This is a genomic window from Delftia acidovorans NBRC 14950, assembly GCF_001598795.1.
Lineage (GTDB): Bacteria > Pseudomonadota > Gammaproteobacteria > Burkholderiales > Burkholderiaceae_C > Comamonas > Comamonas acidovorans.
Window position 1 is genome coordinate 1 of sequence record NZ_BCZP01000006.1, and the last position, 22,701, is coordinate 22,701.

Here is a 22,701-nt window from a genome sequence, read left to right on the forward strand (position 1 = left end):
TTGCGTGGAACCCAACTCCAGGCCGCTCACACTGATGTATGCGTAGCTCTGCCCTGCAGGAATCGTCACCGTCGCAGGCGTCTCGCATACCTCCGCTGCCACGCAACGCAGATTCACCGTCACTGCATCGGCTCCGTTGCTGACCACGCCATTGATCAGGCGCTCCACATACAACTCGCTGCTGTAGCTGTACAGCCCCTTGCCCACGATCAGCTTGTCGCCGCCATACCTCGTCAGCCTCAGTGCAAATTTCGCTCTCACATTCACCTTCAACGCCTTGGCAATCAGCCCCGCAGACGTTATGTCCAGCGCTGTCTCTCCCACGGCCAGCGCTTTCACGGTGATCGGCGTCGTCCCATAGATCTGCCCCTGCGGAATGAAAACCTCGGCGGGCGTCACGCTGGCCACCGCAGGATCTCTGCTGGCCACCGACACCGTGACACCACCCTGCGGCGCCGCCTTGCTCAACTGCACACGCAAGACCCTGCTCAGCTCCTCATTCATCACCAGATCGGCGGAGGGATCGGTGTTGAGGCTGATGGCGTCCACGCGCAACGCGGCCTGCGCCGGCTGATAGCCGGCAGCAGTGGCTGTGATGCGGGTCGTGCCCAGGGTCTGGCCTGCCACCGTGAAGGCTGCCTTGCTCTGCCCCGCAGGGATCTGCACGGACGCAGGCACCTGCGCCAACCCTGACTGCTCCACTACGAGGCTGACGACCAGCCCTGCCGAGGGAGCTGGCTCAGTGGTTTCGATGGTCACGCTGGCCTGCGCACCAGGCGCCACGATGACGCTGGCCGGCAGCACCAGTGCCTTGCCACGCACTGAGACCGTGGCCAGCGCACTGGCATGGCCTTCGGCCTGGGCTGTCAGCCGGCTGCTGCCATCAGCAAGGCCCGTCACCTCGAAGCTGGCGCCTTGTTGACCGGCCGGGACCAGCACGGACGATGGAACAGAGAGCACGTTGGCGTCGGAATTGCCCAACTGCACGCTCACACCACCGACGGGTGCCGGCGCAGGCAGCGACACAGTCATGGGATACGGCCGGTTGACACCAACCGTGGGGCTGCCGGGGACAAGGCCCAGCGAGGGCAGGTTGACGACTTCGATCTGCGTTTCGGCCAAGCCCAGCGTGGCGTGGCTTGCGGTGATGCGGGTGGCGCCCAGGGTGCTGGCCTGTACCTCCAGGTCCGCGCTGGTCTGCCCCGGGGCCACGGTGACCCGCGATACGGCCGAAGCCACCGAGGGCACACTGCTGGTGATGTCCACTACCACGCCTTGTGCAGGTGCAGGCGCGTTGAGCGAGACCCTCAGCATGGCGACCACGCCGGGACTGAGCCGGAGCCTGGCGGGCTCGATGGACAAGGGCGCCTGACCTATCTGGATGAGGCCCTGCTGCACCAGGTAGGGAATGCCGACCATGCCCCAGATGACCTGAGAGCGAATGGCGCCCGAAGGAACTGCAATGGCATTCAGCGAGTTGCCCTTTGCCGAGTTTCCTTTGCCGGTCGGCGAGGACGCAAGATCAACGCCGATGGCCGGGCCGCTGTGGTGATTGAAGGCCGTGTTGTTGATGGAAGGGGCAGCGTTCTCGATGACCACGCCGCTGCCGTATTCGATGGTGACGTGGTCCAGCAGCGTCTGGGCGCTGCGCGTGCCGGCCGTCATGCGCCATTGCCGCCAATCCCCAGGCGCAGGGGTTGTGGCGGCCGAGGTGATGAGGATGGGCTTGTCAGGTGTGCCAACAGCTTGCAGCGCTCCCTTTTTGAGCACGAAACTGGCGCCAGGAGCCATGCGCAGGGTCACCCCCGGCTCGATGGTCAGCGTTGCATCGGCATCCAGTACCACATCGCCTTGCACAAGGTACGGCGACTGGGCGGCACGCAGCACCGCGTTGCTGGAGATGATGCCGCTCAACGTTGTCTGGCCCCAGGCCGGAGAGAGCAGCATCAGCGGCAAAGCAAGAAAGGCTGCCAGCCATATCCTTGCCGAGCCAGCCTTTCTGGCCAGTGCGGCCAGGGCCATGGCATGCCACTGCACGGGATTTCTCGCCCTCCCTGTGCCCTCACCCATGCACACACTCACAGACTCTTCAGATCGCCCGCTGTCCTGCATCACCACTTCCCCCCCAATCCTTGGCTCGTTCAATCGTTGTGCTTGCTCAAAACCGCCCGCATGCCGCCTGAAGCCGGTGGCCTGCCGTTGTTCCGATGGCCTGCATGCTCGCCACCTGGGCCTGATAGGCCTGCCACCCGCCCAGCAGCCAGTACACGGGCACTGCGTCAGGCCGGTGACCCAAAGAGGCCTGTTGCTTTGCCAATCGGGCACGCAACTCAGGCTCCGTCGAAGCATCAGCTATGACCACCAAAGCCCGGGACGCGGAGCCTCCTGGCTGGTCGCCGCGTGCCTTGCGGCTGGCCATGGCGTTCAGTTGGATGGCCAGATCGTGCGTGGCGACCAACCGGTGCGTTTGTTGTTCGTCAACGGGTGACTGCACAGCCGGCGCCGCATCCAGGGCCTTGCTGAGGGAAAGCACCGTCCATTCAATGCCTTGTCCCAGGCTGGCGATCCAGTCGCTGGCGGACAGGTCATGCAGCCTGGCCGATGCCGTGGGATGCAGGGCCACCGCCGCGCCGCCCAGCAAGGCCTTCACACGGCCAAAGCCCTGGCTGCGCAATTGCCGGCATGCCGAGTCAAGGTCCGCATGGTCCAGCCCGGTGCCCAGCAGGATGACTTCCTCCTGCATCAGAAAGCGCTTGCCTTGCAGCTGCGGCAAATCCATCTGCAGGGCCTGCGCGACGGGGGTAGCGCGCCTGTGCTGCGCCGGCCGAACGTCAACGAGCATGGCCGCCTGTGCGCCAGGGGAAACAAGGCGCTGCCGCCACTCGGCAGGACTCATCCAGCAGGAAGGGGTCAACGCCAGAGGCGGCACCTGACGGGGCCACGTCACAGGGGACTCGGCGGCCCTTGCGTCCCGTACGGCATGCGCGTCTGCCCGACAGGACTGCGGCTCGGCATCGGTCTGCGCCCGCAATGGTGCAGCCACCAGGACGGCTGCGCACACCGCCACTGCATGCGCCAGGCCACAAAAACGACGCAGGCTCATGCATCCATCCCCGCGCCTGCACGTGCGGCGCGTCGGCGCCGGTGCTGCAGGCAGGCGCCCAAGGCCATGAGGGCGGACAACAGGGCCAGGCCCGCCGCCTCCAGGCCAGGCACCGCCGTCAACTGATCCTCAGGCAGCGGCCCGGACTGTATGACGGGGCCGCCCGGGTCCTTGATGACGCCATTGGCCTGCAGGTCATCGTCGCCCAACTGGCCATCGGTAATGGTGTAGCTGATGCGGTTGCCGCTGATCGACAGGTTCCTGGGCGCATACCAGATGCTGCGGCCCTGCGAATAGGGCGTGGGCCCGTACTTCAGGTAGCTGCTGATGCCGAACAGGTTGGGCCATTCGGTGGTGACCGTGACGGTACTGCCGACGTCGCAGCCAGTCAGTTCGTAGTCGAACACGCCGTGCGGAAAGAGCAGCACGTTGAACAGCGGCAGCCAGCCCTCGGGCTTGCGTACGGCTGTCTTGTCCGGGTTGAAGCGGCAGTTGGCGCCGCCGCCCGCCACCGAGGCTTTCAGCGTGCCGGAGCCGCTGGGTGTGGGCAAGGCCACATCCTTGCCGCCCACAGGCGCGGCCTGGTTTTGCAGGGATACGCGCAAGGCTTCGCCCACACCGGCCGCTGTCACGCGCATCTCGAATGCGCCCACCAGTCCATTGGCACGAAGCCCGGGCGAAGCGGCAACGCCGGCCGCATCGGTGACGGCCTGCGCTGCGAGCGTGCCGCCGTCAAACACGGCGCTCGCTCCGCTATCCGGCAGCGCAAAGACCACGGCGTGGCCGGCCACGGCGGCGCCCTGCGCATCGGTGACCTTGACACGTACAGGTGCCGCATAGGCCGTCCCCACGGTGGCCGTCTGCCCATCCCCTGTCAACTTGACAATGCGCAGCACGGGCGCCGTGCCATCCAGGTTGCCCAGCGTGAAGCGCACGCCGCCGGGCAAGGCCTCGACGCCGGCGGATACGGTGAAGCTGCCCGCAGCGCCAGTGGCTGTCATGACCGGGCTGCGTGCCAGGCCCTGTGCGTCGGTGAGCACGCGCGCCTGGCGGCTGCCGCCGGCAAAGCGTGCGGAGGCCCCGCTGGCGGGAGCGTCGAATGTGACTTCCTGCCCCGCCACCGGGTTGCCGTCAGCCGTCTGCAGGCGCACCTGCAGCGGCAGCGCAAACGGCTGCTCCAGCCTGGCGGACTGCAGGTCGCCGGACACGATGGAAAGCGTCCAATCCCGCGCGGGCTCCTCCTTCCACTGGGCGGCGACAAGGCCTATCCACTGCGCCAGCGATTGCAGGGCCACATTCCGGGTACCGTGGGATGGCAGCTCCCTCAACAGGGGCTGGGCCTGCACCAGGGCCGAGAGGGCCTGGGCCGGCTTTTGCTGCTCCATGGCAACCCGGGCCTGGCCCAGCAATGCCTCGACGGCCTGTCGCTGGTCTGCCGTGGCCTGCGCCAGCGCAGCCACTGCAGCCCGGGTGTTAGCGGCGGCTTGAGGTTCTGCGATGACGGTGACTGGCTGCGACCAGCTGTCCACCAGCGACTTGTCGCCGGCCTTGCGCAACTGCGTCTCGACCGTGGTGGCCAGCGAGGTGCCGGGCAGGCCCAGCCAGGCCTGAACCTGCAATTCGGCCTGGGAGGCGGGCTCCAGGGTCCACCTGACCCGATCCCCGTCGACCACGGCCTGCGGCGAGGAGGAGCGCAGCTTCATGCCACTGGCCAGGGTCATGGCCTGCTCCAGCGCAACGGCTTGCGTGCTGCGGTTGGCAATGCTGGTTCTGACGCGCACGGCAGATTGCGCCAGCATTGGCTCGGACACAGGCGGAACCAGAGCAGTGAAGCGCGTCTTGATCCAGTCTTTCCACGAAGCCGCAACCGCGCCTTGCGCCAGGGCATCGAAGCCGATCACCAGCACCTGGCCCTTGCCGTGGGCCACGCCCAACGCAGCGGCCTGCCCTGTGCTATAGCGGGCCAGTTCCGAGCCTGCACCCTCGTTCTGCAACGCCCACGCTCGGCCTTGCAGCGCCAGCGCCGCATCGCCCAAGCCTGCATCGCCCAGGAGCACAGAGGCACCCGCAGGCAGCGGCTGGCCTGAACGGCTGCCCCCCCAGACGTCGGCCAGGGTGTCCGGCAACGCGCCCGGTGCGCCATCGATGACCAGCGAGGCACCGCGGTAGACGGCGGCCCGCACTTCCTCCATCTGGGAAGCGGCCAGGTCGTCCACCGATCCATGGAGCCAGAGCGCGCTGAAGTCACCGGCACGCAAGGCCTTGCGGAGCTCACTTGGGGTGACCGCCAACTGCACCGAACCATCGGCCTGCGCCAGCAGATCCTGCAGGGCCTGGCGCTTGCCGTCCGTGCAAGCGGTATCGGCGCCGCATGCGGCATAGGCCAGCACACGCAGGCCCTGGTCCAGGGTCTGCGAAGCGGCCACGAAGGCCTCCTGCTCGCGCCTGAGCAGGGTACTGGCCGCGTTGTTGCCGGTGACGGGGTCGCGGGTGGCCGCGCCGATGCGTGCGGCCAGCAGGAATTCCCTGGCCGTGGAGCCTGCTGCAGGACGCACCTGCAGCACCAGGGTGGGGGCGGAGTCCTTGGCCATGTCGCCCAGGGTCCAGCGGCCCTGTGAATAGCTGCCCACCGATGCCGACTGGCTGGCGATCTCCAGCCCCTGGGGCAGGTCCACATGGACGACGGTGGCCGCTGCCATGGCCGGCCCGGCATTGCGTGCCGTGATGGTGACCGTGGAGCCACCGTCGCGCGCCATGGTGGCCGGTGCCGCCGTCACGCTGATGCCAATGTCCGCTTCCGGTTCGGGATCTGGCCCGGTCACCTTGGCGGAGCGCTTTGCAAACAGATAGCCCGCAGCCGCCGTACCGGTGGCCAGATCAATGCCCGATATGCGTCCCGGCGCGGACTGGCCGCCCGCCGTGCCCGCAAGCGCAGCGCCATCGACCAGCCCCTCGCTGACGGCAGCCGACAGCGCATAGCTGCCCTGCAGCAGTCCATCGAATCGGAATTGGCCCTGGGCATCGGTGTGGGCAGTGGCCAGCACCGACTCCCCGGTGCCTGCCCGCGTACCGGTGAGCTTGATTTCGAGCACGGGGATGGCGGGCTCGCCTGCATCGCGCAGCCCGTTTGCATTGCGGTCCTCGAAGGCCGCGCCGGCAATGCTGGCCTGTGCCTGGCCAGCGACCAGACCGATGGTGTAGCGGCCCGTGGTGTTCACGTCGAACAGGTTCAGGTAATAGCTCCAGCTCAGGTCCTCGTTGCGCTGCCTGGACAGCCAGACGTTTTCGCCAGGAACGACGTAGCCGTCGGAGCGGACCACCTGCAGGGGAAGACGGGTGCCCCTGGAGGGATCGGGCACGCGCGCATAGGCCATGCCATTGGCCACGGGATTGAACTGCAGGCTGGCGGTGGCACCGGAGGGCACGAATTGGGCGGATCGGCTTTGATCGCTGACCTCGGTATCCACGCCATCGGATTCATAGACGCGGTAGACATCTCCATCCAGGGCCAGAAAATCGCGGACCTTGTCGCGTCCTGGAAGATCGACACGCACATCCTGGACCAATTGATGGGTATTGACGGTCTTGATCAGGGACGTCAGGGCACCGCCCAGCGAATCCGCATGGGTGAATCCGGCCGTGAATTCGACAAATTTGCCGGCCAGGCTGGACACCATGTTCCAGCGCCCATGCAGGGACGATCCCGGCGTGATGTCGCCAAAGTCGAGCAGCAGGCTTTTGCCTGCTGGCGCATCGTTGACATAGCCGCTCAGAATCTGGAAATTGACAAGCAGCCCTTGCCGGTTTTCGACAATGCGGGGCTGGGCGGTATCGATCTTGGTCTTGTACGAAGTGCCACCACCACTGTTTTTGATGCGCACGCCCAGCGTGAAGGGGTCGGAAGGTTCGACCTCGGGTGTGAAGGCATCGTCACCCGGAACGTCACGGGGCAGGAAGTAGTCAAGCACCAGTTCAGGCTGGGGCCGCACGACGATGGACTCTGGTGCGACCTCGACGGTGTCGGTCTTGCCATCCAGCGTGTAGGTAACCTTGGCGCCTATGTAGTAGACCGCACCCTGGGGATCGCGGCCGCCCGTGCCGGCTGCGGGAATGATCAGCCATCGGACATTGGCGACGGCCTTGGGAGCAATCGTGCCGCCCTGCAGGGAAGTGATGCCCTCGACCCCATCCGTGCGGTAGAAAAAGCGGGCTCCGGAGGCTGCGGAATCCGTGGTGGCAATCACCGTCTGGTTGTTCGCATCCAGGAACTGCAGCGTGATGCTGACGTTCTCCAGCTTTTGGTCCGCCAAGCCATTGGTGATCACCATCCTGGCGTCAAATGCCTGGCGCTCCAGCGAGAGTTTTTGCTCTATGACAATCTTGACTTCGGCACATACCGCATCGGCGGCCTGTGCAAAGGCAATGCCGATGGTTCCTGCAATGGCAAACACCGTGCCAATCAATAGCACCAGCCATCTGGGCGCAATCCTCCCCGAGTCTTTCCACTCCATAGCCCCTCCGTCCCCGCTCTATTCATTGGGCCGCGATTGTATTGAAGTTCCTCATCCGTATCAAATCGTGACTTGAAAAAATAATTAGCAAGCCAATTTAAATAAGACTTGTCCCATTTTCAAATGGCGCAACAAAAAAATTGACACGCCCATCAGCGCTTCAGTAAAAGGAAAAAATCGGCACATCCCGATATAGCAATGTCGGTTGTCCGGTGATTCATCGATCACCCAGCGCCCCAGCGAACGCGCCCACCACCGCCCTGTGTACGACATGCCTCACAATGAGGCCTTGTACTCCCGCACAGAACACCACACTTCATGAAACGCACCTGGCTGCTGTTTTCGCAGGTGGTCACCATCCTGGTGGCTGCCTACTTTGTCGTCGCCACCCTGCAGCCGGACTGGCTGCGCCGTGGAGCCGTGCGCAGCAATGCCGGCATTGCGTTGCTGGAGGCGCCGGCCACGCCCGTCGGAGAAGTCAGCCCCGGCAGCTTTGCACCGGCCGCCAAGAAGGCAGCGCCGGCCGTGGTGAGCATCAACACCAGCAAGGCGGTGCGCCATCCGCGCAGCAACGATCCGTGGTTCCAGTTCTTCTTCGGCGACCAGGGCACGCAGGAGCAGGCAGGCCTGGGCAGCGGCGTGATCATCAGCACCGACGGCTACATCCTGACCAACAACCACGTGGTCGAGGGTGCGGACGACATCGAGGTCACGCTGACCGACAGCCGCCAGGCCAAGGCCCAGGTGATCGGCACCGATCCCGAGACCGACCTGGCCGTGCTCAAGATCGCCCTGGACAAGCTGCCAGTCATCGTTCTGGGCAATTCCGACCAGATCGACGTGGGTGACCGCGTGCTGGCCATCGGCAACCCCTTCGGCGTGGGCCAGACGGTGACCAGCGGTATCGTCAGCGCACTGGGCCGCAGTCAGCTGGGCATCAATACCTTCGAGAACTTCATCCAGACCGACGCCGCCATCAACCCCGGCAATTCGGGCGGCGCACTGGTGGATGCCAGCGGCAATCTGCTGGGCATCAATACCGCCATCTATTCACGCTCGGGTGGCAGCATGGGCATTGGCTTTGCGATTCCCGTGTCCACGGCCAAGCTGGTGCTGGACGGCATCGTCAAGGACGGCCGCGTGGTACGCGGCTGGATCGGCGTGGAGCCCAATGAGCTGTCGCCAGAGTTGGCAGAGACCTTTGGCGTGAAGGCCGACTCCGGCGTGATCATCACCGGCGTGCTGCAGGCGGGCCCCGCGGCCCAGGCCGGCATGCGACCGGGCGATGTGATCGTGCAGGTGGGCGACAAGCCCATCCGCAATGTGTCCGAGCTGCTGACCGCCGTGGCCGCACTCAAGCCCGGCGAGGCTGCGAAATTCGATGTGCGCCGGGGCGAAGGCCCCGTGGAGCTGCAGATCACCCCGGGCCTGCGCCCTGCGCAGTCGGCACAACGCATGCAGCGCCGCTGACCCGGCCCCCGCCCCAACGAAAAAAGCGCCTGTTCACAGGCGCTTTTTCCATTGCAGGGCCGGCGCTGAACTACAGCTTGTGCAGGCGCTGCGCCGCGCGCCAATGCGCGCCGGGCGCCACATGCACGGGCGCATCGATGGCGGCGGCCTCCACGCACAGCATCTGCCGCCACCCGTGCGGCGGCATGTCGGCCAGGCGGGCACACAGCGCGGGGCCGGGGTTCCAGACCACGGTCTCGCTCCACGCGGCATCCTGCGAGATGCGCAAGCCTCCGGCAGGAGCGGCCAGCTCCATGGTCTTCCCGGGCCGGGGGTAGACGCGATCGAGCTCTTCGCCAAAGCGCACGTCGCCTTGCTGCATGGGATGGGTGTCGGCCACGGCATCCCAGTAGGGCAGGCCATCAAGGCCTTGCAGCCGGCATTGCTCCACGTCCGCCACGCGCAGGTAGCTGTGCAAGGCGGCAGTGAAGGCCAAGGGCGTGTCACCCCGGTTGTGCACCACCAGGTCCACGTCAAGCCGGCCGGGCAACAGCGTCACCTCCAGCCAGGTCTCGAAGGAATGCGGCCAGACGGCGCGCGTCTGCGGCGTATCGGCGAGCTTGAACCGCAGGAACAAGCCATCGCCGGCAAGAACCTCGGCCTGTGCTGCATCAGCCTGCCAAGGCAGGGTGCGCGCAAAGCCGTGCTTGACCAGTGGGCCGCGTTGGTTGAATTGGGGAAAGCAGACCGGAATACCGCCGCGTATGGGTGTGTGGCCGTCATGGGCGGCATGAGGGCTCAGGAACAGTTGCTCCTCGCCACCGGCCTGCCAGGACAGCAGCTGCGCGCCCTGCAAGGCCACCAGGGCGGTATCGCCGCAGGCCAGGCGCAGGCGGATGGCGGGCAGGCCCTGCCATGCATCAGCGCAGGCGCCGGGAGCTTGCGCGGCCGCAGGTAAAGCTGTTACTGCGGGAAAGGAAGATGTAACTTTCATGCTTGAATATAGCCTTTCCCCCGCTCAGCCCTCCTCTGTCATGCAACGCTCCCACGCTCCCTCTCCTCTTGTCCTGCGACTCGGCATGCTCGCCCTGGCCGCCTCGGTGGCCTCCTGCGGCGGAGGCGGCGGTGGTGACAGCAACGCTGGCGGTGGCAATGGCGGTAATGGGGGTGACGGCGGCACCGGCCAGCCCGGAGTGACCTCGGTCACCGTGCAATGGACGGCCCCGGCCGCCAGGGATGTGGTGACTGCAGGCTCGGCACTGACCCTGCGTGCAAGTGTTCTGGCCGATGGCGTGAATGCCGCCGATGGAACCGTGGTGAGCTTCAGCGCAGCCACAGGCGTCAGCACCTCGGCACTGACCAGCTCCGGCGTGGCAACGGCTTCGCTGACCGGCGCCACGCCGGGCCGCCAGCAGGTGCAGGCCAGCGCCACCGTGGCAGGCCGCACGGGCAGCGCTTCCCAGACTTTCTATCTGCGTCCTGCACCTGCACCGCTGCGGGTGCTGGTGCCCACGTACTTCTATCCCACCGGCTCGGGAGCCACGGCCTGGAATGCGCTGACGGCCAGCGCACAGGCGAATCCGACCGTGCAGATGACGGCCATCCTGAATCCGGCCAATGGCATTTTCAGTGGCCCGGACGCGAACATCACGCGCGCCGCCACCGCTTTTGCCAACGCGGGCGGGCAGCTGGTGGGCTATGTGAGCTCCAGCTATGGCACGGGCACGCGATCGCTGGCCAGCATCCAGGCCAATATCGACAACTATTTCACGCACTACGGCGCAGGCCTGGTCAAGGGTTTCTTCATTGACGAGATGGCGGCCACCGCCAACCGGCTGGACTTCTACCGCACCATCTACCAGTACATCAAGGCCAAGAATCCCAACCTGATCGTGATCGGCAACCCGGGCCTCGTGCCCGTGGCCGGTTATGCCGATGTGGCCGATGTGCTGACCACGTTCGAGGGCAAGGGCTCCACCTACGCAACCTACGATCCGCGCACGACGAGTTTTGACTGGCTGTACGGGCTGCCCAACAGCCACCAGGCCTCGCTGGTGCACAACGTGTCGGGCTGCGCGGCCATGCAGACGGCCGTGCAGTCGGCCGCCTCGGCCCGCTACCAAGCGGGATGGATCTATGTGACCCAGCTGGAGTTCGAGCCCAGCACCGGCGTTGGCAACCCCTGGGCCGGGCTGCCGAATTACTGGGATGCCTTTGTGCAGACCGTGCGCGCCGCCAATGCCGGGCAGGCCATGCCCGCCTGCTCGTAAAGAAAGCCTGAAGCCCTGGCGCTGAATGCAGCGCGGGCGCCTGTGAAGCACAGGCGCCCGCGGATACAGGGAAGGCGCAGGCCGTTCAGGCCCTGAGCTCGTCGGCGCGGGCTTGCGCCGCGGCGAAGTCAAGGTCGCCCGAGTAGATGGCGCGGCCGCAGATCACGCCTTCGATGCCTTCGTCCTCGACCTTGCACAGCGCTTCGATGTCGGCCATGCCCGCCAGGCCGCCCGAGGCGATGACGGGAATCTTCAGCGATTGCGCGAGATTGACGGTGGCGTCGATGTTGATGCCCGTGAGCATGCCGTCGCGGCCGATGTCGGTGTAGATGATGGACTCCACGCCCCAGTCCTCGAAGCGCTTGGCCACCGAGTGCACGTCCTGGCCCGTGAGCTTGCTCCAGCCGTCGATGGCCACCTTGCCGTCCTTGGCGTCCAGGCCAACGATCACATGGCCGCCGAAGGCGCTGCAGGCGTCCTGCAGAAAGCCCGGGTTCTTCACGGCAGCGGTGCCGATGATCACGTAGCTGATGCCGGCGTCTATGTATTTCTCGATGGTGTCCAGGTCACGGATGCCGCCGCCGAGCTGCACCGGGATCCGGCCGTCCACCTCTTTGAGGATGGCCTTGATGGCCACCAGGTTCTTGGGCTGGCCCGCAAACGCGCCATTGAGGTCCACCAGGTGCAGGCGGCGTGCGCCGGCGTCGAGCCAGCGGCGGGCGATGATGGCCGGGTCTTCGCCGAACGTGGTCGACTGGTCCATATCACCCTGGATGAGGCGTACGCAGTGGCCGTCCTTGAGGTCGATGGCAGGAATGAGCAGCATGATGGTTTGCGAGCAATGAAGGCCTGGGATGCAGCGGCCGGTGCGGGGAGGGAAAGAGGGTTCAGGGCTTCCAGCCCAGAAAGTTGCGGAACAGGGCCAGGCCCTGGTCCGCGCTCTTTTCGGGGTGAAACTGGGTGGCGAAAATATTATCGCGTGCGATGGCGCAGGCAAAGCGCCCGCCGTAGTCGGCCTCTGCAGCGCAATGCTGGGGCTGCTGCACCACGGCGTAGAAACTGTGCACGAAGTAGTAGAAGCTGTCTTCGGGAATTCCACGCCACAGCGGGTGGGACTGCCCGGCATTGTGCTTGCGGTGCACGCGGTTCCAGCCCATTTGCGGCACCTTGAAGCGGCTGCCGTCGGCCTGGACGCGGCCCGCCAGATCGAACTTGCGCACATTGCCGGGGATCAGGCCCAGGCCAGGCACATCGCCCTCGTCGCTGTGGTCCAGCAGCATCTGCATGCCCACGCAGACGCCGAACAGGGGCTTGTTGGCAGCGGCGTGCAGCACGGCGTCCTGCAGGCCGGATTCGCGCAGTTCGCGCATGCAGTCGGGCATGGCGCCCTGGCCCGGCAGCACGACCCGGTTGGCGGCCAGCACCACCTCGGGATCGGCGGTGACCACGACCTGCCAGCCGGAGTCGGCGGCAGCCGTGCGCACGGCCTGGGAAACCGAGCGCAGATTGCCCATGCCGTAATCGACGACGGCGACGGTGTTGTCAGTCAAACTCATAGCGTGTGGCGCGTGTTCGGTCGGATTTTCGGCTGGATTGCCCGGTCAAATCAAGCTCTGACCGGAGTCAATCGCTTCTCTTTACAGAGCGCCCTTGGTCGAGGGGATGACGCCGGCCATGCGCTCGTCATGCTCCAGCGCAAAGCGCAGGGCGCGTGCAAAGGCCTTGAAGATGGTCTCGCACTGGTGGTGGGCGTTGAAGCCCTTGAGATTGTCGATGTGCATGGTCACGCCCGCATGGTTGACGAAGCCCTGGAAGAATTCGTAGACCAGTTGGGTGTCAAGCTGGCCGATGCTGCCGGCCGTGAATTTCACATCCATGTGCAGGCCCGGGCGGCCTGAGAAATCGATGACCACGCGGCTCAGGGCCTCGTCCAGCGGCACATAGGCATGGCCGTAGCGGCGGATGCCCTTCTTGTCGCCCACGGCCTTGGCAAAGGCCTGGCCCAGGGTGATGCCGATGTCCTCCACCGTGTGGTGGCCGTCGATGTGCAGGTCGCCCTCGCAGTCGATATCGAGGTCGATCAGGCCATGGCGCGCGATCTGGTCGAGCATGTGGTCCAGAAAGCCGATGCCCGAGCGCAGGCTGGCCTTGCCCGTGCCGTCCAGGTTGATGGCAACCTTGATCCGGGTCTCGGCGGTATTGCGCTGCACTTCGGCAGTGCGTGCGGGAGCTGCATTGCTCATAGGGATTCCTTCAGGGCTGCCAGCATCTGGGCGTTTTCTTCGTGGGTGCCCACGGTCAGTCGCAGGCAGTTGGCCAGCAGCGGGTGCATGGCAGAGACATTCTTCACCAGCACGCCCCGGGCCTTCATCTCGGCCTGGGCATGCGCGGCATCGCGCACGCGCAGCAAGACCATGTTGGCCTCGGATGGCCAGATCTTTTCCACACCCGGCAGCGTGGCCAGCGCATCGATCAGCGGCTGGCGCTCGGCGCGGATGGCCATGGCCTGCTGCGCATACAGCACCTCGTGCTCCAGCGCGAAGATGGCCGTCTCGCAGTTGAGCACGCTGATGTTGTAGGGCGGGCGCACCTTGTCGATCTCGCCGACGATGGGGGCCGGGCCGATCAGGTAGCCCAGGCGCGCGCCTGCCAGGCCGAACTTGCTGAGCGTGCGCATCAGCAACACATGGGCATTGCGGGCCGGGTCGGCGCGCATGTTCTCTGCCCAGCTGCGGCGGGCGAAGGGCTGGTAGGCCTCGTCCATGACGACCAGGCCGCCGATGGCGGCGACCGCGTCGATCACGGCCTGCACATCGGCCTCGGCCCAGAGCGTGGCCGTGGGATTGTTGGGATAGGCGATATAGGTGATGGCGGGGCGGTGCTCGGCAATGGCGGTGCGCATGGCGGGGACGTCCAGCTCGAAGTCGGCCGTCAGGTTGACGCCCACAAAGTCCAGGCCCTGCAGCCTGGCGCTCATGGGGTACATGACGAAGCCCGGCATGGGCGCCAGCATGGTGGCGCGGCCCTCGGAGTGGGGCTGGGCACAGGCCAGGGCCAGCAGCGTGATGATCTCGTCCGAGCCATTGCCCAGCAGCACGGCGCTGCCGGCCGGCGCCTGCGCGTAGCGGGCCAGCATGTCCTTGAGCACTTCCTGGCGCTCGCCAGGGTAGCGGTTGATCTCCAGCCGGCCCAGGCGCTCGCCCAGCGCGGCCTGCAATTCAGGGGGCAGGCGGAAGGGGTTCTCCATCGTGTCCATCTTGAGCAGGCCTTGCGAGGGCTGCACATGGTAGGCATGCATGGAGCGGACATCGGCGCGGATGCGCTCCAGGGCCAGGGCCTGAACCTGCGGAATGGAAGCTGTCATGGCATGCACACTTTCACGAGTCAGTGGGGGAAGAAATCCATCAGCGAAGCCGCTCAGGCCTGCTGCTGCGGCGGCGCCTGGTGCAGCGGGTGCACCATGGCGACGCCGCCAAACTGGGTGCCGTGCGGCAGGTGCAGGGTCAGCATCTGCTCGCAGCCGCTGTGCTGGGCGCAGGCCACGGCCAAGCAGTCGCCAAAGGCCAGTTGGTGGCGCGATTGCACGGCCCAGGCGGTCTCCAGCGTGGCGGCATCGGTCTTCCAGGGCGTCCAGGTCTGGTAGCGGCGGATGGCGGCGCGCGCATCGCCCTGCGGCAAAGGCTGGGCGGCCGTGGTGACCTGTTCATAGAACTCGCACAGCGACTGGCTGCCGGTGCGCCCGCTGCGCGTGCGCCACAGCAGGTCCAGCCACTGCAGCACGGCGGCATGCAAGGCGCCCTGCCCCGTGTCTTCGGCAGCGACCAGCACGGAGGTATCGACAAAGACGGTGTTCATGCCTGGCCCTCGCGGCGCAGCGCGGCACTGCGCTGGGCGGGCTGCGTGGATGACGGCTGACCGCCGTCCCAGCCGCGCTCGTCCGTGCGCCAGGCCAGGTAGGCGCGCTCGTAGGCGTCCTCGCGGCGCTGCATCTCGGCCATGAAGTCGCCCACCATGCGCGAGACGCTGGTGCCGCGGCGTGCGGCCTCGATTCGGGCCCATTCGAGCACGCTGTCTTCGACGGTGATGGTGAGGTTCTTCACAGGGCGCAAGTTTACACGAAATTCGTGTTCCACTGATTTCGTGTTTATTTTTGACACTCCTGATCCGGCGTTCAGGCAGCAAAAAGCGCCGCCCCTTTCGGTGACGGCGCCTTCGCCCAACAGGAAGCGAGTGTCTACTTCAAACGCATTTCGGCCGCACGCGCATGGCCTTGCAGGCCTTCGCCATGCGCCAGCACCGAGGCGATGCGGCCCAGGGTCTGGGCGCCCTGCTCGCTGACCTCGATGAGGCTGGATCGCTTCTGGAAGTCATAGACCCCCAGCGGCGAGGAAAAGCGCGCCGTGCCGCTGGTGGGCAGCACATGGTTGGGGCCGGCGCAGTAGTCGCCCAGGCTCTCGCTGGTGTAGGCCCCCAGGAAGATGGCGCCTGCGTGGCGCAGCAGCGGCTCCCACTGGTGGGGATCGTTGCTGGAGACTTCCAGGTGCTCGGGCGCGATGCGGTTGCTGATGGCGCAGGCCTCCTGCATGTCGCGCGTGAGGATGAGGGCACCCCGGTCGCTCAGGCTCTTGGCGATGATGGCGCGCCGCGGCATCTCGGGCAGCAGGCGGTCGATCTCGCGCTGGACAGCGGCGATGTAGTCGGCATCCGGGCACAGCAGGATGCTTTGCGCCAGCTCGTCATGCTCGGCCTGGCTGAACAGGTCCATGGCCACCCAGTCGGGCGGCGTGCTGCCGTCGGCCAGCACCAGGATTTCGCTGGGGCCGGCAATCATGTCGATGCCCACGGTGCCGAACACCCGCTTCTTGGCGCTGGCCACATAGGCGTTGCCGGGGCCGGTGATCTTGTCCACCTTGGGGATGGTGGCCGTGCCGTAGGCCAGGGCCGCCACAGCCTGGGCGCCGCCGATGGTGAAGCCGCGCGTGACGCCGGCCACATAGGCGGCAGCCAGCACCAGGGCATTCTTCTCGCCGCGCGGCGTGGGCACGACCATGATGATTTCCTGCACGCCAGCCACATGGGCGGGAATGGCATTCATCAGCACGCTGGACGGATAGGCCGCCTTGCCGCCGGGCACATAGATGCCCACGCGGTCCAGCGGCGTGACCTTCTGGCCCAGCAAGGTGCCATCGGCGTCGCGGTAGCTCCAGCTCTCGCCGCTGGCGCGCTTTTGGGCCTCGTGGTAGGTGCGCACGCGCTGGGCGGCGGCCGTCAGCGCATCGCGCTGCTCGTCGCCCAGGCTGTCGAAGGCGGCCTTGAGCTCGGCCTGCGTCAGCTCCAGCGCTGCCATGCCGTCCACCTGCAATCCGTCGAAGCGCGCCGTGTACTCCAGCACGGCCGCATCGCCGCGCTTTTGCACATCGGCCAGGATGTCGGCCACGCGCTGCTCGATGGCCGCGTCCGTGTCTGCCGACCAATGCAGGCGCTGCGCAAAATCGTGTTCGAAGTTGGCGTCCGCAGTCGACAGGCGGGCAGGGGCAGCTACATATTCCATTGTGGTTTCCTTGGGGTCTAGCAGGCCGTCTCGCAGCCGTGCTTCAGTATCAAGAACAGGCGCGCGCCGTAGTAGCCGTCGCGCAGGGGCCAGTCCTGGTCGCGCAGCAGGGCTTCAGCGCTGGGCCACTTCTGATTGTCCTTGAGCGCTTCAATGGTGAAATCACCATTGTTCTGCCCGACAAAGAAGCGGAACCAGTGCAGGTCCTCGTCCTTGTCCAGCGCCTCGGCCTCGATCAAGGCCCGCAGGCGCTCAGTGATGCCTTCGGGCAGCGGGGCATCGTTGCGAAGATGCCAGGGGCCCGGATAGGCCTGCCATTGTCGGCCCTGGACCTGCCAGGCCTCGGCTGGCACGGCATCCTCATCGCGCGCCGTCCACAGGGCGGAGAGCATCACATGCAGGTCGCTGACAGCGAAGTGGCCGAATGCGTCGTGCATTCCCTGCAGACCTTCACCCAGGCCCGTGAAATTCTCGATGATCTCGCGCCGGTCCGGCAGGCGAACCACCACGGCCAGGGAACCGACCAGGGGATGGCCGAGGTAGGCCCCGCGCCAATCAGCCAGCACGCCTGGCGCCTGGCCGCCAGGCAGCAGCCAGCCGTTGTATTCCTCGCAGGGCAGGCCATGCGCGGCGAAACACAGCGCAAGCGCCTCCTTCGCCGGATCGCCGGGCTCAGCCCCTGGGGCCATTTACCGCCTCGGCGAAGGCATCGATGATGTGGCGCAGCGGCTCGCGCTTGAGCTTGAGCGCCGCCTGGTTGACCACCAGGCGCGAGCTGATCTCCATGATGGGCTCGACCTCGACCAGGTCGTTGGCCTTGAGCGTGTTGCCGGTGGACACCAAGTCGACGATGGCGTCGGCCATGCCGGTCAGCGGGGCCAGTTCCATGGAGCCGTAGAGCTTGACCATGTCCACGTGCACGCCCTTGGTGGCAAAGAAGTTGCGCGCGATCTCGGGGTACTTGGTGGCGATGCGCAGGCGGGCGCCCTGCTTGACGGCCAGCGCATAGTCGAAGCCGTTGCGCACGGCCACGCTGACGCGGCAGCGCGCGATCTTCAGGTCCAGGGGTTGGTACAGGCCCTGGGCACCATGCTCGATCAGCGAGTCCAGTCCGGCCACGCCGAGATCGGCGCCGCCGTACTGCACATAGACCGGCACGTCGGAGGCGCGCACCAGCACCACGCGCACGTCGCTCTTGTTGGTCTCAAAGATCAGCTTGCGCGACTTTTCAATGTCTTCGCTGACCGAGATGCCGGCAGCGGCCAGCAGCGGCACGGTTTCGTCGTAGATACGGCCCTTGGACAGGGCAATCGTGATGGTCATTGGGAAACTCTTTCGATGTCGGCACCCAGGCCGCGCAGCTTGTCTTCCATGCGATCGTAGCCGCGGTCCAGATGATAGATGCGATCGACCAGGGTCTCGCCCTTGGCCACGAGGCCGGCGATGACCAGGCTGGCCGAAGCGCGCAGGTCGGTGGCCATGACGGCCGCGCCCGACAGCGACTGGCTGCCGGTGATGGTGGCAACGCGCCCGTCGGTGGTGATCTGCGCGCCCAGGCGCAGCATTTCGTCCACGTGCATGAAGCGGTTCTCGAAGATGGTCTCGGTGACCATGCTGCAGCCTTCGGCCACCAAGTTCAGCGCCATGAACTGCGCCTGCATGTCGGTGGGAAAGCCCGGGTATTCGGTGGTGCGAAAACTCTGGGCCTTGAGCTTGCCCACCGCGCGCACGCGGATGCCGCCGTCCTCGGCGGACACCTCGGCGCCCGCATCCTTGAGCTTGTCGATGACGGCGCCCAGATGGTCGGCGCGGCCATTGCGCAGCAGCGCATTGCCGCCGGTTGCGGCCACGGCGCACAGAAAGGTGCCGGCCTCGATGCGGTCGGCCACCACCTGGTGCTCGCAGCCGCTCAGGCGCTCCACGCCCTGGATGACGATGCGGCCGGTGCCATGGCCTTCGATCTTTGCGCCCATCTTGATGAGCATTTCGGCCAGGTCGCCGATCTCTGGCTCCATGGCGGCGTTTTCCAGCACGGTCTCGCCTTCGGCCAGCACGGCGGCCATCAGGAAGTTCTCGGTGCCCGTGACGGTCACCATGTCGGTGGTGATGCGGGCGCCCTGCAGGCGCTTGAGATGCCCGGGCAGGCACGCGTGCATGTAGCCGTTCTCGACCACGATCTCGGCGCCCATGGCCTGCAGGCCCTTGATGTGCTGGTCCACGGGGCGCGAGCCGATGGCGCAGCCGCCGGGCAACGACACGCGGGCCTGGCCGAATCGTGCCAGCAGCGGGCCCAGGGCCAGGACCGAGGCGCGCATGGTCTTGACCAGTTCGTAGGGTGCCTCGGGGTTGGACAGAGAGCCGGCGTTGATGCGCACGGTGCCGCTGTCATCGTGCTCGGCGCTGACACCCATGTTGCGGATGAGCTTGAGCATGGTGGCCACGTCCTGCAGGCGCGGCACATTGCGCAGGGTGACGGGCTCGGACGACAGCAGCGCGGCGCACAGCTCGGGCAAGGCGGCATTCTTGGCGCCGGAGACCGTCACCTCGCCATGCAGCGCTCGGCCACCGCGAATCAGGAGTTTGTCCATGGCTGACAGCCTTGAATCTGGAAATCGGGGAAAAGAAGATGCCGCACGGGCCGTGGCGACCGGTGCAGCAGGAGTCTGAAGTGCCTGACCGCTGGCTCAGGCCTGGCCGGCCTGGGTGGCCCACTCGGCGGGCGTATAGGTCTTCATGGACAGGGCATGGACCTCGTCGGTGTGCATGCGCTGGCCCAGCGTGGCGTAGACCAGGCGCTGGCGCTGCAGCAGTCGCTGGCCCTCGAATTGGGCCGAGACGATGGTGGCAAACCAGTGCCGTCCATCACCTTCCAGCGCAATGTGTTCGCAAGGCAGGCCGGTGGCGATCAGTTCCTTGAGTTGGTCTGCAGTCATGGGGGGAAGCTTTCCTGCCATGCATCGTGGCATGGCCTTGGTTGGCGGCGGCGCCGGGCGCCGGCCGCCTGTTCATGGGTGGATTCAACAATGCGGGCACAGCGCCCGCCGCAGCCTGTGGAAAAACCTCAGCCGCGGATCTTGTAGCCGATGCGCAGCAGGTGCACGGCCAGGGCGCTCACCGCCAGCCAGGCCGAGCCGACGATGGCCAGGCTGACCCAGGGCGACACGTCGCTCTGGCCGAAGAAGCCGTAGCGGAAGCCGTCGATCATGTAGAAAAACGGGTTCAGATGGCTGACTTTTTGCCAAAAAGGCGGCAGCGACTGGATGGAATAGAACACGCCCGACAGGAACGTCATGGGCATGATCAGGAAGTTCTGGAAGGCCGCCATCTGGTCGAACTTGTCCGCCCACAGGCCGGCAATCACGCCCAGCGTGCCCAGCAGCGCCGCGCCCAGCAGGCCGAAGACCAGAATCCACAGCGGCGCCGTGAACTCGGGAATGGCGAAGTACAGCGTGACGATGAAAACGCCCACGCCCACCAGCAGCCCGCGCAGCACCGAAGCGCCCACGTAGGCGCCAAACCACGCCCAGTGCGACAGCGGCGTGAGCAGCACGAAGACCATGGAGCCCATGATCTTGCTCTGCACCAAGCTCGATGAGCTGTTGGCGAAGGCGTTCTGCAGCACGCTCATCATCACCAGTCCGGGGATCAGGAAAGCCGTGTAGCTGATGCGGTCGTAGACCAGCACCCGGCCTTCGAGCACATGGCCGAAGATCAGCAGATAGAGCACGGCCGTGAGCACGGGTGCGGCCACGGTCTGGAAGCTGACCTTCCAGAAACGCAGCACTTCCTTCTTGAGCAGGGTCTGCCAGCCGTTCATGCCGAAGCTCCCTGCGAGGTCTGGCCTTGCTCGTTCATCACGTGGATGAAGACATCCTCCAGATCGGCACGGCGGATTTCCACGTCCTCGGGGACGACGGAGCCCTCGCGCAGCGCGGCGAGCAGGCGCTCCACATCGCTGGCGTCGTTGGCGGGTATCTGCACGATGCGGCCGGTCACCCGTGCCCGCGCGGCCAGGGCCGGCGGCAAGGCGGTATCGGTCTTGAATTGCAGCACGTTGGAGGAGGCGGACTTGAGCAGATCCGACATGGTCGAGAGCTTGACGATGTTGCCCTGCTTGAGCATGGCCACGCGGCTGCACAGCGCCTCGGCCTCTTCCAGGTAATGGGTGGTGAGCAGCACGGTATGGCCTTCGCGGTTCAGGCGCGCGATGAAATGCCACAGCGTCTGGCGCAGCTCCACGTCCACGCCGGCCGTGGGCTCGTCCAGCACGATGATGGGCGGCTTGTGCACCAGGGCCTGGGCCACCAGCACGCGGCGCTTCATGCCGCCGGACAGCTGGCGCATGTTGGAGTTGGCCTTGTCGGTCAGCCCCAGGCTGTGCAGCAGCTCGTCGATCCAGTCGTCATTGTTCCTGACGCCGAAATAGCCGGACTGAAAGCGCAGCGCCTCGCGCACATTGAAGAAGGGATCGAAGACCAGCTCCTGCGGCACGATGCCCAGCTTGCGCCGGGCAGCCGAGTAGTCGGCATGCACGTCGCTGCCCTGGACCAGCACGCGGCCGCTGGTGGCGCGCGACAGGCCGGCCAGGATGCTGATCATCGTGGTCTTGCCAGCGCCATTGGGACCGAGCAGGCCGAAGAACTCGCCCTCCTCGATGTCCAGACTCACGTGGTTGAGCGCCTGGAAGGCCCCCTTGGGGGTCTGGTAGGTCTTGGAGATGGATTGGAATGAGACGGCAGACATGCGAGGCGCGATTCTAGGCCCTTGCAGCCAAACCTGCCTTGCAGGGCTCTTTGCAGCGGCGCGCTGCGCCGGCTCAGGAGGGGGAGGATGCGTCGGTCAGCAGCCCGTCGACGCCGTACAGCGCCGCCATGGACTGCAGGCCCTGCGGCAGGCCCACGACCACCAATTGCTTGTCGGCCGCCTTCGCGGTGCGGCGGCAGGCCAGCAGCACGGCCAGGGCGGCCGAGTCGAAGACCTCGACGCCGCTGGCATCGACGCGCACCTGGGCGCCATCGAAGGCCTGCACCTGGGGCTGCAGCTGCACAAGGCAGCTGCGCGCCTGGCGGTAGGTCAGTTCACGGGGGAGCTGCAACATGGCGCGTGCGTCAGCGGCTGTCAGCCCTTGGAGGGCGGCGTGGCCGGCATCTTGCTGCGCGTGGCCAGGGTCTCGATCAGGCCGTCGATGCCGCGGGCATTGATTTCCTGGCTGAACTGGTTGCGGTAGGTTTCCACCAGCCACACGCCCAGCACGTTCAGGTTGTAGATCTTCCAGCCGTCACCGGACTTCTCGAGCCGGTAGTCCAGCTGCACGGGCTCGCCGCGGCCCAGCACCTCGGTGCGCACCAGCACATCGGTGTCGCCGGCTGCCGCGCGCAGGGGCTTGACGTTGATGGTCTGGTTGCTGACCTGGGTCAGCGCGCCCGAATAGGTGCGGATCAGCAGGGCCTTGAACTCGGTCTCCAGCTTCTCGCGCTGTGCAGGCGTGGCCTGGCGCCAGGCCGGGCCCACCGAAGCCGAGGTCATGCGGCGGAAATTCACATACGGCATGACCTTGTCATTGACCAGCGCATTGACCTTGGAGACATCGCCCTCGCGCAGCGAGGGGTCCTTCTTGATGGTTTCCAGCACGTCGGTGGAGACACGCTTGATCAGCGCATCGGGGGTCTCGCCGGCTGCGCGGGCCGGCAGTGCCGCGCCAAGGGTTCCCATGGCCAGCATGGCTGCAGCGGCAGCGCTCCAGGCACGTCGATTGATCATCACTCTTCCTTTCCCAGCAGGGCCTCATGCCCCGGACCGGGTTGATATTGCACATTT

Annotated in this window: 21 protein-coding genes; 2 read left to right on the plus strand and 19 right to left on the minus strand. The window is 66.1% G+C overall.

What is annotated here, in order from left to right; genetic code table 11:
- The 3 genes from DA1_RS09080 to DA1_RS09090 form a co-directional block, all read right to left on the minus strand.
- Positions 1-2,037 (minus strand): beta-helix domain-containing protein (locus tag DA1_RS09080; protein WP_218017174.1); only part of this gene is annotated, 2,037 nt, incomplete at its 3' end.
- Between the two features lie 121 nt (positions 2,038-2,158).
- Positions 2,159-2,842, minus strand: coding sequence for a hypothetical protein (locus tag DA1_RS09085; protein ID WP_034396947.1), 684 nt, complete (start codon positions 2,840-2,842; stop codon positions 2,159-2,161).
- A gap of 257 nt (positions 2,843-3,099) precedes the next feature.
- On the minus strand, positions 3,100-7,572 hold the full coding sequence (locus DA1_RS09090; RefSeq protein ID WP_162269876.1) for an IPTL-CTERM sorting domain-containing protein: 4,473 nt from the start codon (positions 7,570-7,572) through the stop codon (positions 3,100-3,102).
- A gap of 360 nt (positions 7,573-7,932) precedes the next feature.
- Here DA1_RS09090 and DA1_RS09095 point away from each other — a divergent pair, with 360 nt between their 5' ends.
- The gene (locus DA1_RS09095; RefSeq protein WP_013800805.1) at positions 7,933-9,084 is read left to right on the plus strand and encodes a S1C family serine protease; all 1,152 of its coding nucleotides are present in this window, start codon (positions 7,933-7,935) and stop codon (positions 9,082-9,084) included.
- 70 nt (positions 9,085-9,154) lie between these two features.
- Here DA1_RS09095 and DA1_RS09100 read toward each other — a convergent pair whose 3' ends face one another.
- Positions 9,155-10,057, minus strand: coding sequence for a D-hexose-6-phosphate mutarotase (locus DA1_RS09100; protein WP_034396951.1), 903 nt, complete (start codon positions 10,055-10,057; stop codon positions 9,155-9,157).
- Between the two features lie 85 nt (positions 10,058-10,142).
- Here DA1_RS09100 and DA1_RS09105 point away from each other — a divergent pair, with 85 nt between their 5' ends.
- Positions 10,143-11,333 carry a spherulation-specific family 4 protein gene (locus tag DA1_RS09105; RefSeq protein WP_034396953.1) on the plus strand — a complete coding sequence of 397 codons (1,191 nt, stop codon included), beginning with the start codon at positions 10,143-10,145 and terminating at the stop codon, positions 11,331-11,333.
- 85 nt (positions 11,334-11,418) lie between these two features.
- On the opposite strand, the gene hisA is transcribed toward DA1_RS09105, so the two are convergent.
- From hisA to DA1_RS09180, 15 genes are all read right to left on the minus strand, one after another.
- Positions 11,419-12,159 (minus strand): 1-(5-phosphoribosyl)-5-[(5-phosphoribosylamino)methylideneamino]imidazole-4-carboxamide isomerase, encoded by a 741-nt coding sequence (gene hisA / locus DA1_RS09110; protein WP_012207316.1) that lies wholly within the window; start codon positions 12,157-12,159, stop codon positions 11,419-11,421.
- A 61-nt stretch (positions 12,160-12,220) separates the two neighbouring features.
- Positions 12,221-12,889, minus strand: a complete 669-nt coding sequence (hisH, locus tag DA1_RS09115; protein ID WP_013800802.1) for an imidazole glycerol phosphate synthase subunit HisH — start codon at positions 12,887-12,889, stop codon at positions 12,221-12,223.
- 81 nt (positions 12,890-12,970) lie between these two features.
- The gene (gene hisB, locus DA1_RS09120; protein ID WP_012207318.1) at positions 12,971-13,576 is read right to left on the minus strand and encodes an imidazoleglycerol-phosphate dehydratase HisB; all 606 of its coding nucleotides are present in this window, start codon (positions 13,574-13,576) and stop codon (positions 12,971-12,973) included.
- A complete protein-coding gene (hisC, locus tag DA1_RS09125) occupies positions 13,573-14,697 on the minus strand; it encodes a histidinol-phosphate transaminase (RefSeq protein WP_034396955.1) in 1,125 nt (374 codons plus the stop codon). The genes hisB and hisC overlap by 4 nt, the downstream gene beginning before the upstream one ends.
- A 53-nt stretch (positions 14,698-14,750) precedes the next feature.
- Complete coding sequence (locus DA1_RS09130) at positions 14,751-15,188, minus strand: PIN domain-containing protein (protein WP_012207320.1); 438 nt, start codon at positions 15,186-15,188, stop codon at positions 14,751-14,753.
- Complete coding sequence (locus tag DA1_RS09135) at positions 15,185-15,433, minus strand: DUF6364 family protein (RefSeq protein WP_017405472.1); 249 nt, start codon at positions 15,431-15,433, stop codon at positions 15,185-15,187. Before DA1_RS09135 ends, DA1_RS09130 begins: the two co-directional genes overlap by 4 nt.
- A gap of 134 nt (positions 15,434-15,567) precedes the next feature.
- Complete coding sequence (hisD, locus tag DA1_RS09140; RefSeq protein ID WP_013800800.1) at positions 15,568-16,884, minus strand: histidinol dehydrogenase; 1,317 nt, start codon at positions 16,882-16,884, stop codon at positions 15,568-15,570.
- Positions 16,885-16,901: 17 nt separating this feature from the next.
- Positions 16,902-17,573: a DUF6348 family protein gene (locus tag DA1_RS09145; RefSeq protein ID WP_034396957.1), complete on the minus strand. Its 672-nt coding sequence runs from the start codon at positions 17,571-17,573 to the stop codon at positions 16,902-16,904.
- Positions 17,557-18,207: an ATP phosphoribosyltransferase gene (hisG, locus tag DA1_RS09150; protein ID WP_012207324.1), complete on the minus strand. Its 651-nt coding sequence runs from the start codon at positions 18,205-18,207 to the stop codon at positions 17,557-17,559. The genes DA1_RS09145 and hisG overlap by 17 nt, the downstream gene beginning before the upstream one ends.
- Entirely contained in the window at positions 18,204-19,472 is a 1,269-nt protein-coding gene (gene murA, locus DA1_RS09155) for a UDP-N-acetylglucosamine 1-carboxyvinyltransferase (RefSeq protein WP_034396958.1), read from the minus strand. Before murA ends, hisG begins: the two co-directional genes overlap by 4 nt.
- A gap of 96 nt (positions 19,473-19,568) precedes the next feature.
- Positions 19,569-19,817 carry a BolA family protein gene (locus tag DA1_RS09160; RefSeq protein ID WP_034396959.1) on the minus strand — a complete coding sequence of 83 codons (249 nt, stop codon included), beginning with the start codon at positions 19,815-19,817 and terminating at the stop codon, positions 19,569-19,571.
- A gap of 128 nt (positions 19,818-19,945) precedes the next feature.
- Positions 19,946-20,701 (minus strand): ABC transporter permease, encoded by a 756-nt coding sequence (locus DA1_RS09165; RefSeq protein ID WP_012207327.1) that lies wholly within the window; start codon positions 20,699-20,701, stop codon positions 19,946-19,948.
- Positions 20,698-21,627, minus strand: a complete 930-nt coding sequence (locus DA1_RS09170) for an ABC transporter ATP-binding protein (RefSeq protein WP_013800798.1) — start codon at positions 21,625-21,627, stop codon at positions 20,698-20,700. The genes DA1_RS09165 and DA1_RS09170 overlap by 4 nt, the downstream gene beginning before the upstream one ends.
- A gap of 73 nt (positions 21,628-21,700) precedes the next feature.
- Positions 21,701-22,006: an STAS domain-containing protein gene (locus tag DA1_RS09175; RefSeq protein WP_501037395.1), complete on the minus strand. Its 306-nt coding sequence runs from the start codon at positions 22,004-22,006 to the stop codon at positions 21,701-21,703.
- On the minus strand, positions 22,003-22,644 hold the full coding sequence (locus tag DA1_RS09180; RefSeq protein WP_016445579.1) for an MlaC/ttg2D family ABC transporter substrate-binding protein: 642 nt from the start codon (positions 22,642-22,644) through the stop codon (positions 22,003-22,005). Before DA1_RS09180 ends, DA1_RS09175 begins: the two co-directional genes overlap by 4 nt.
- Positions 22,645-22,701 lie beyond the last annotated feature (57 nt).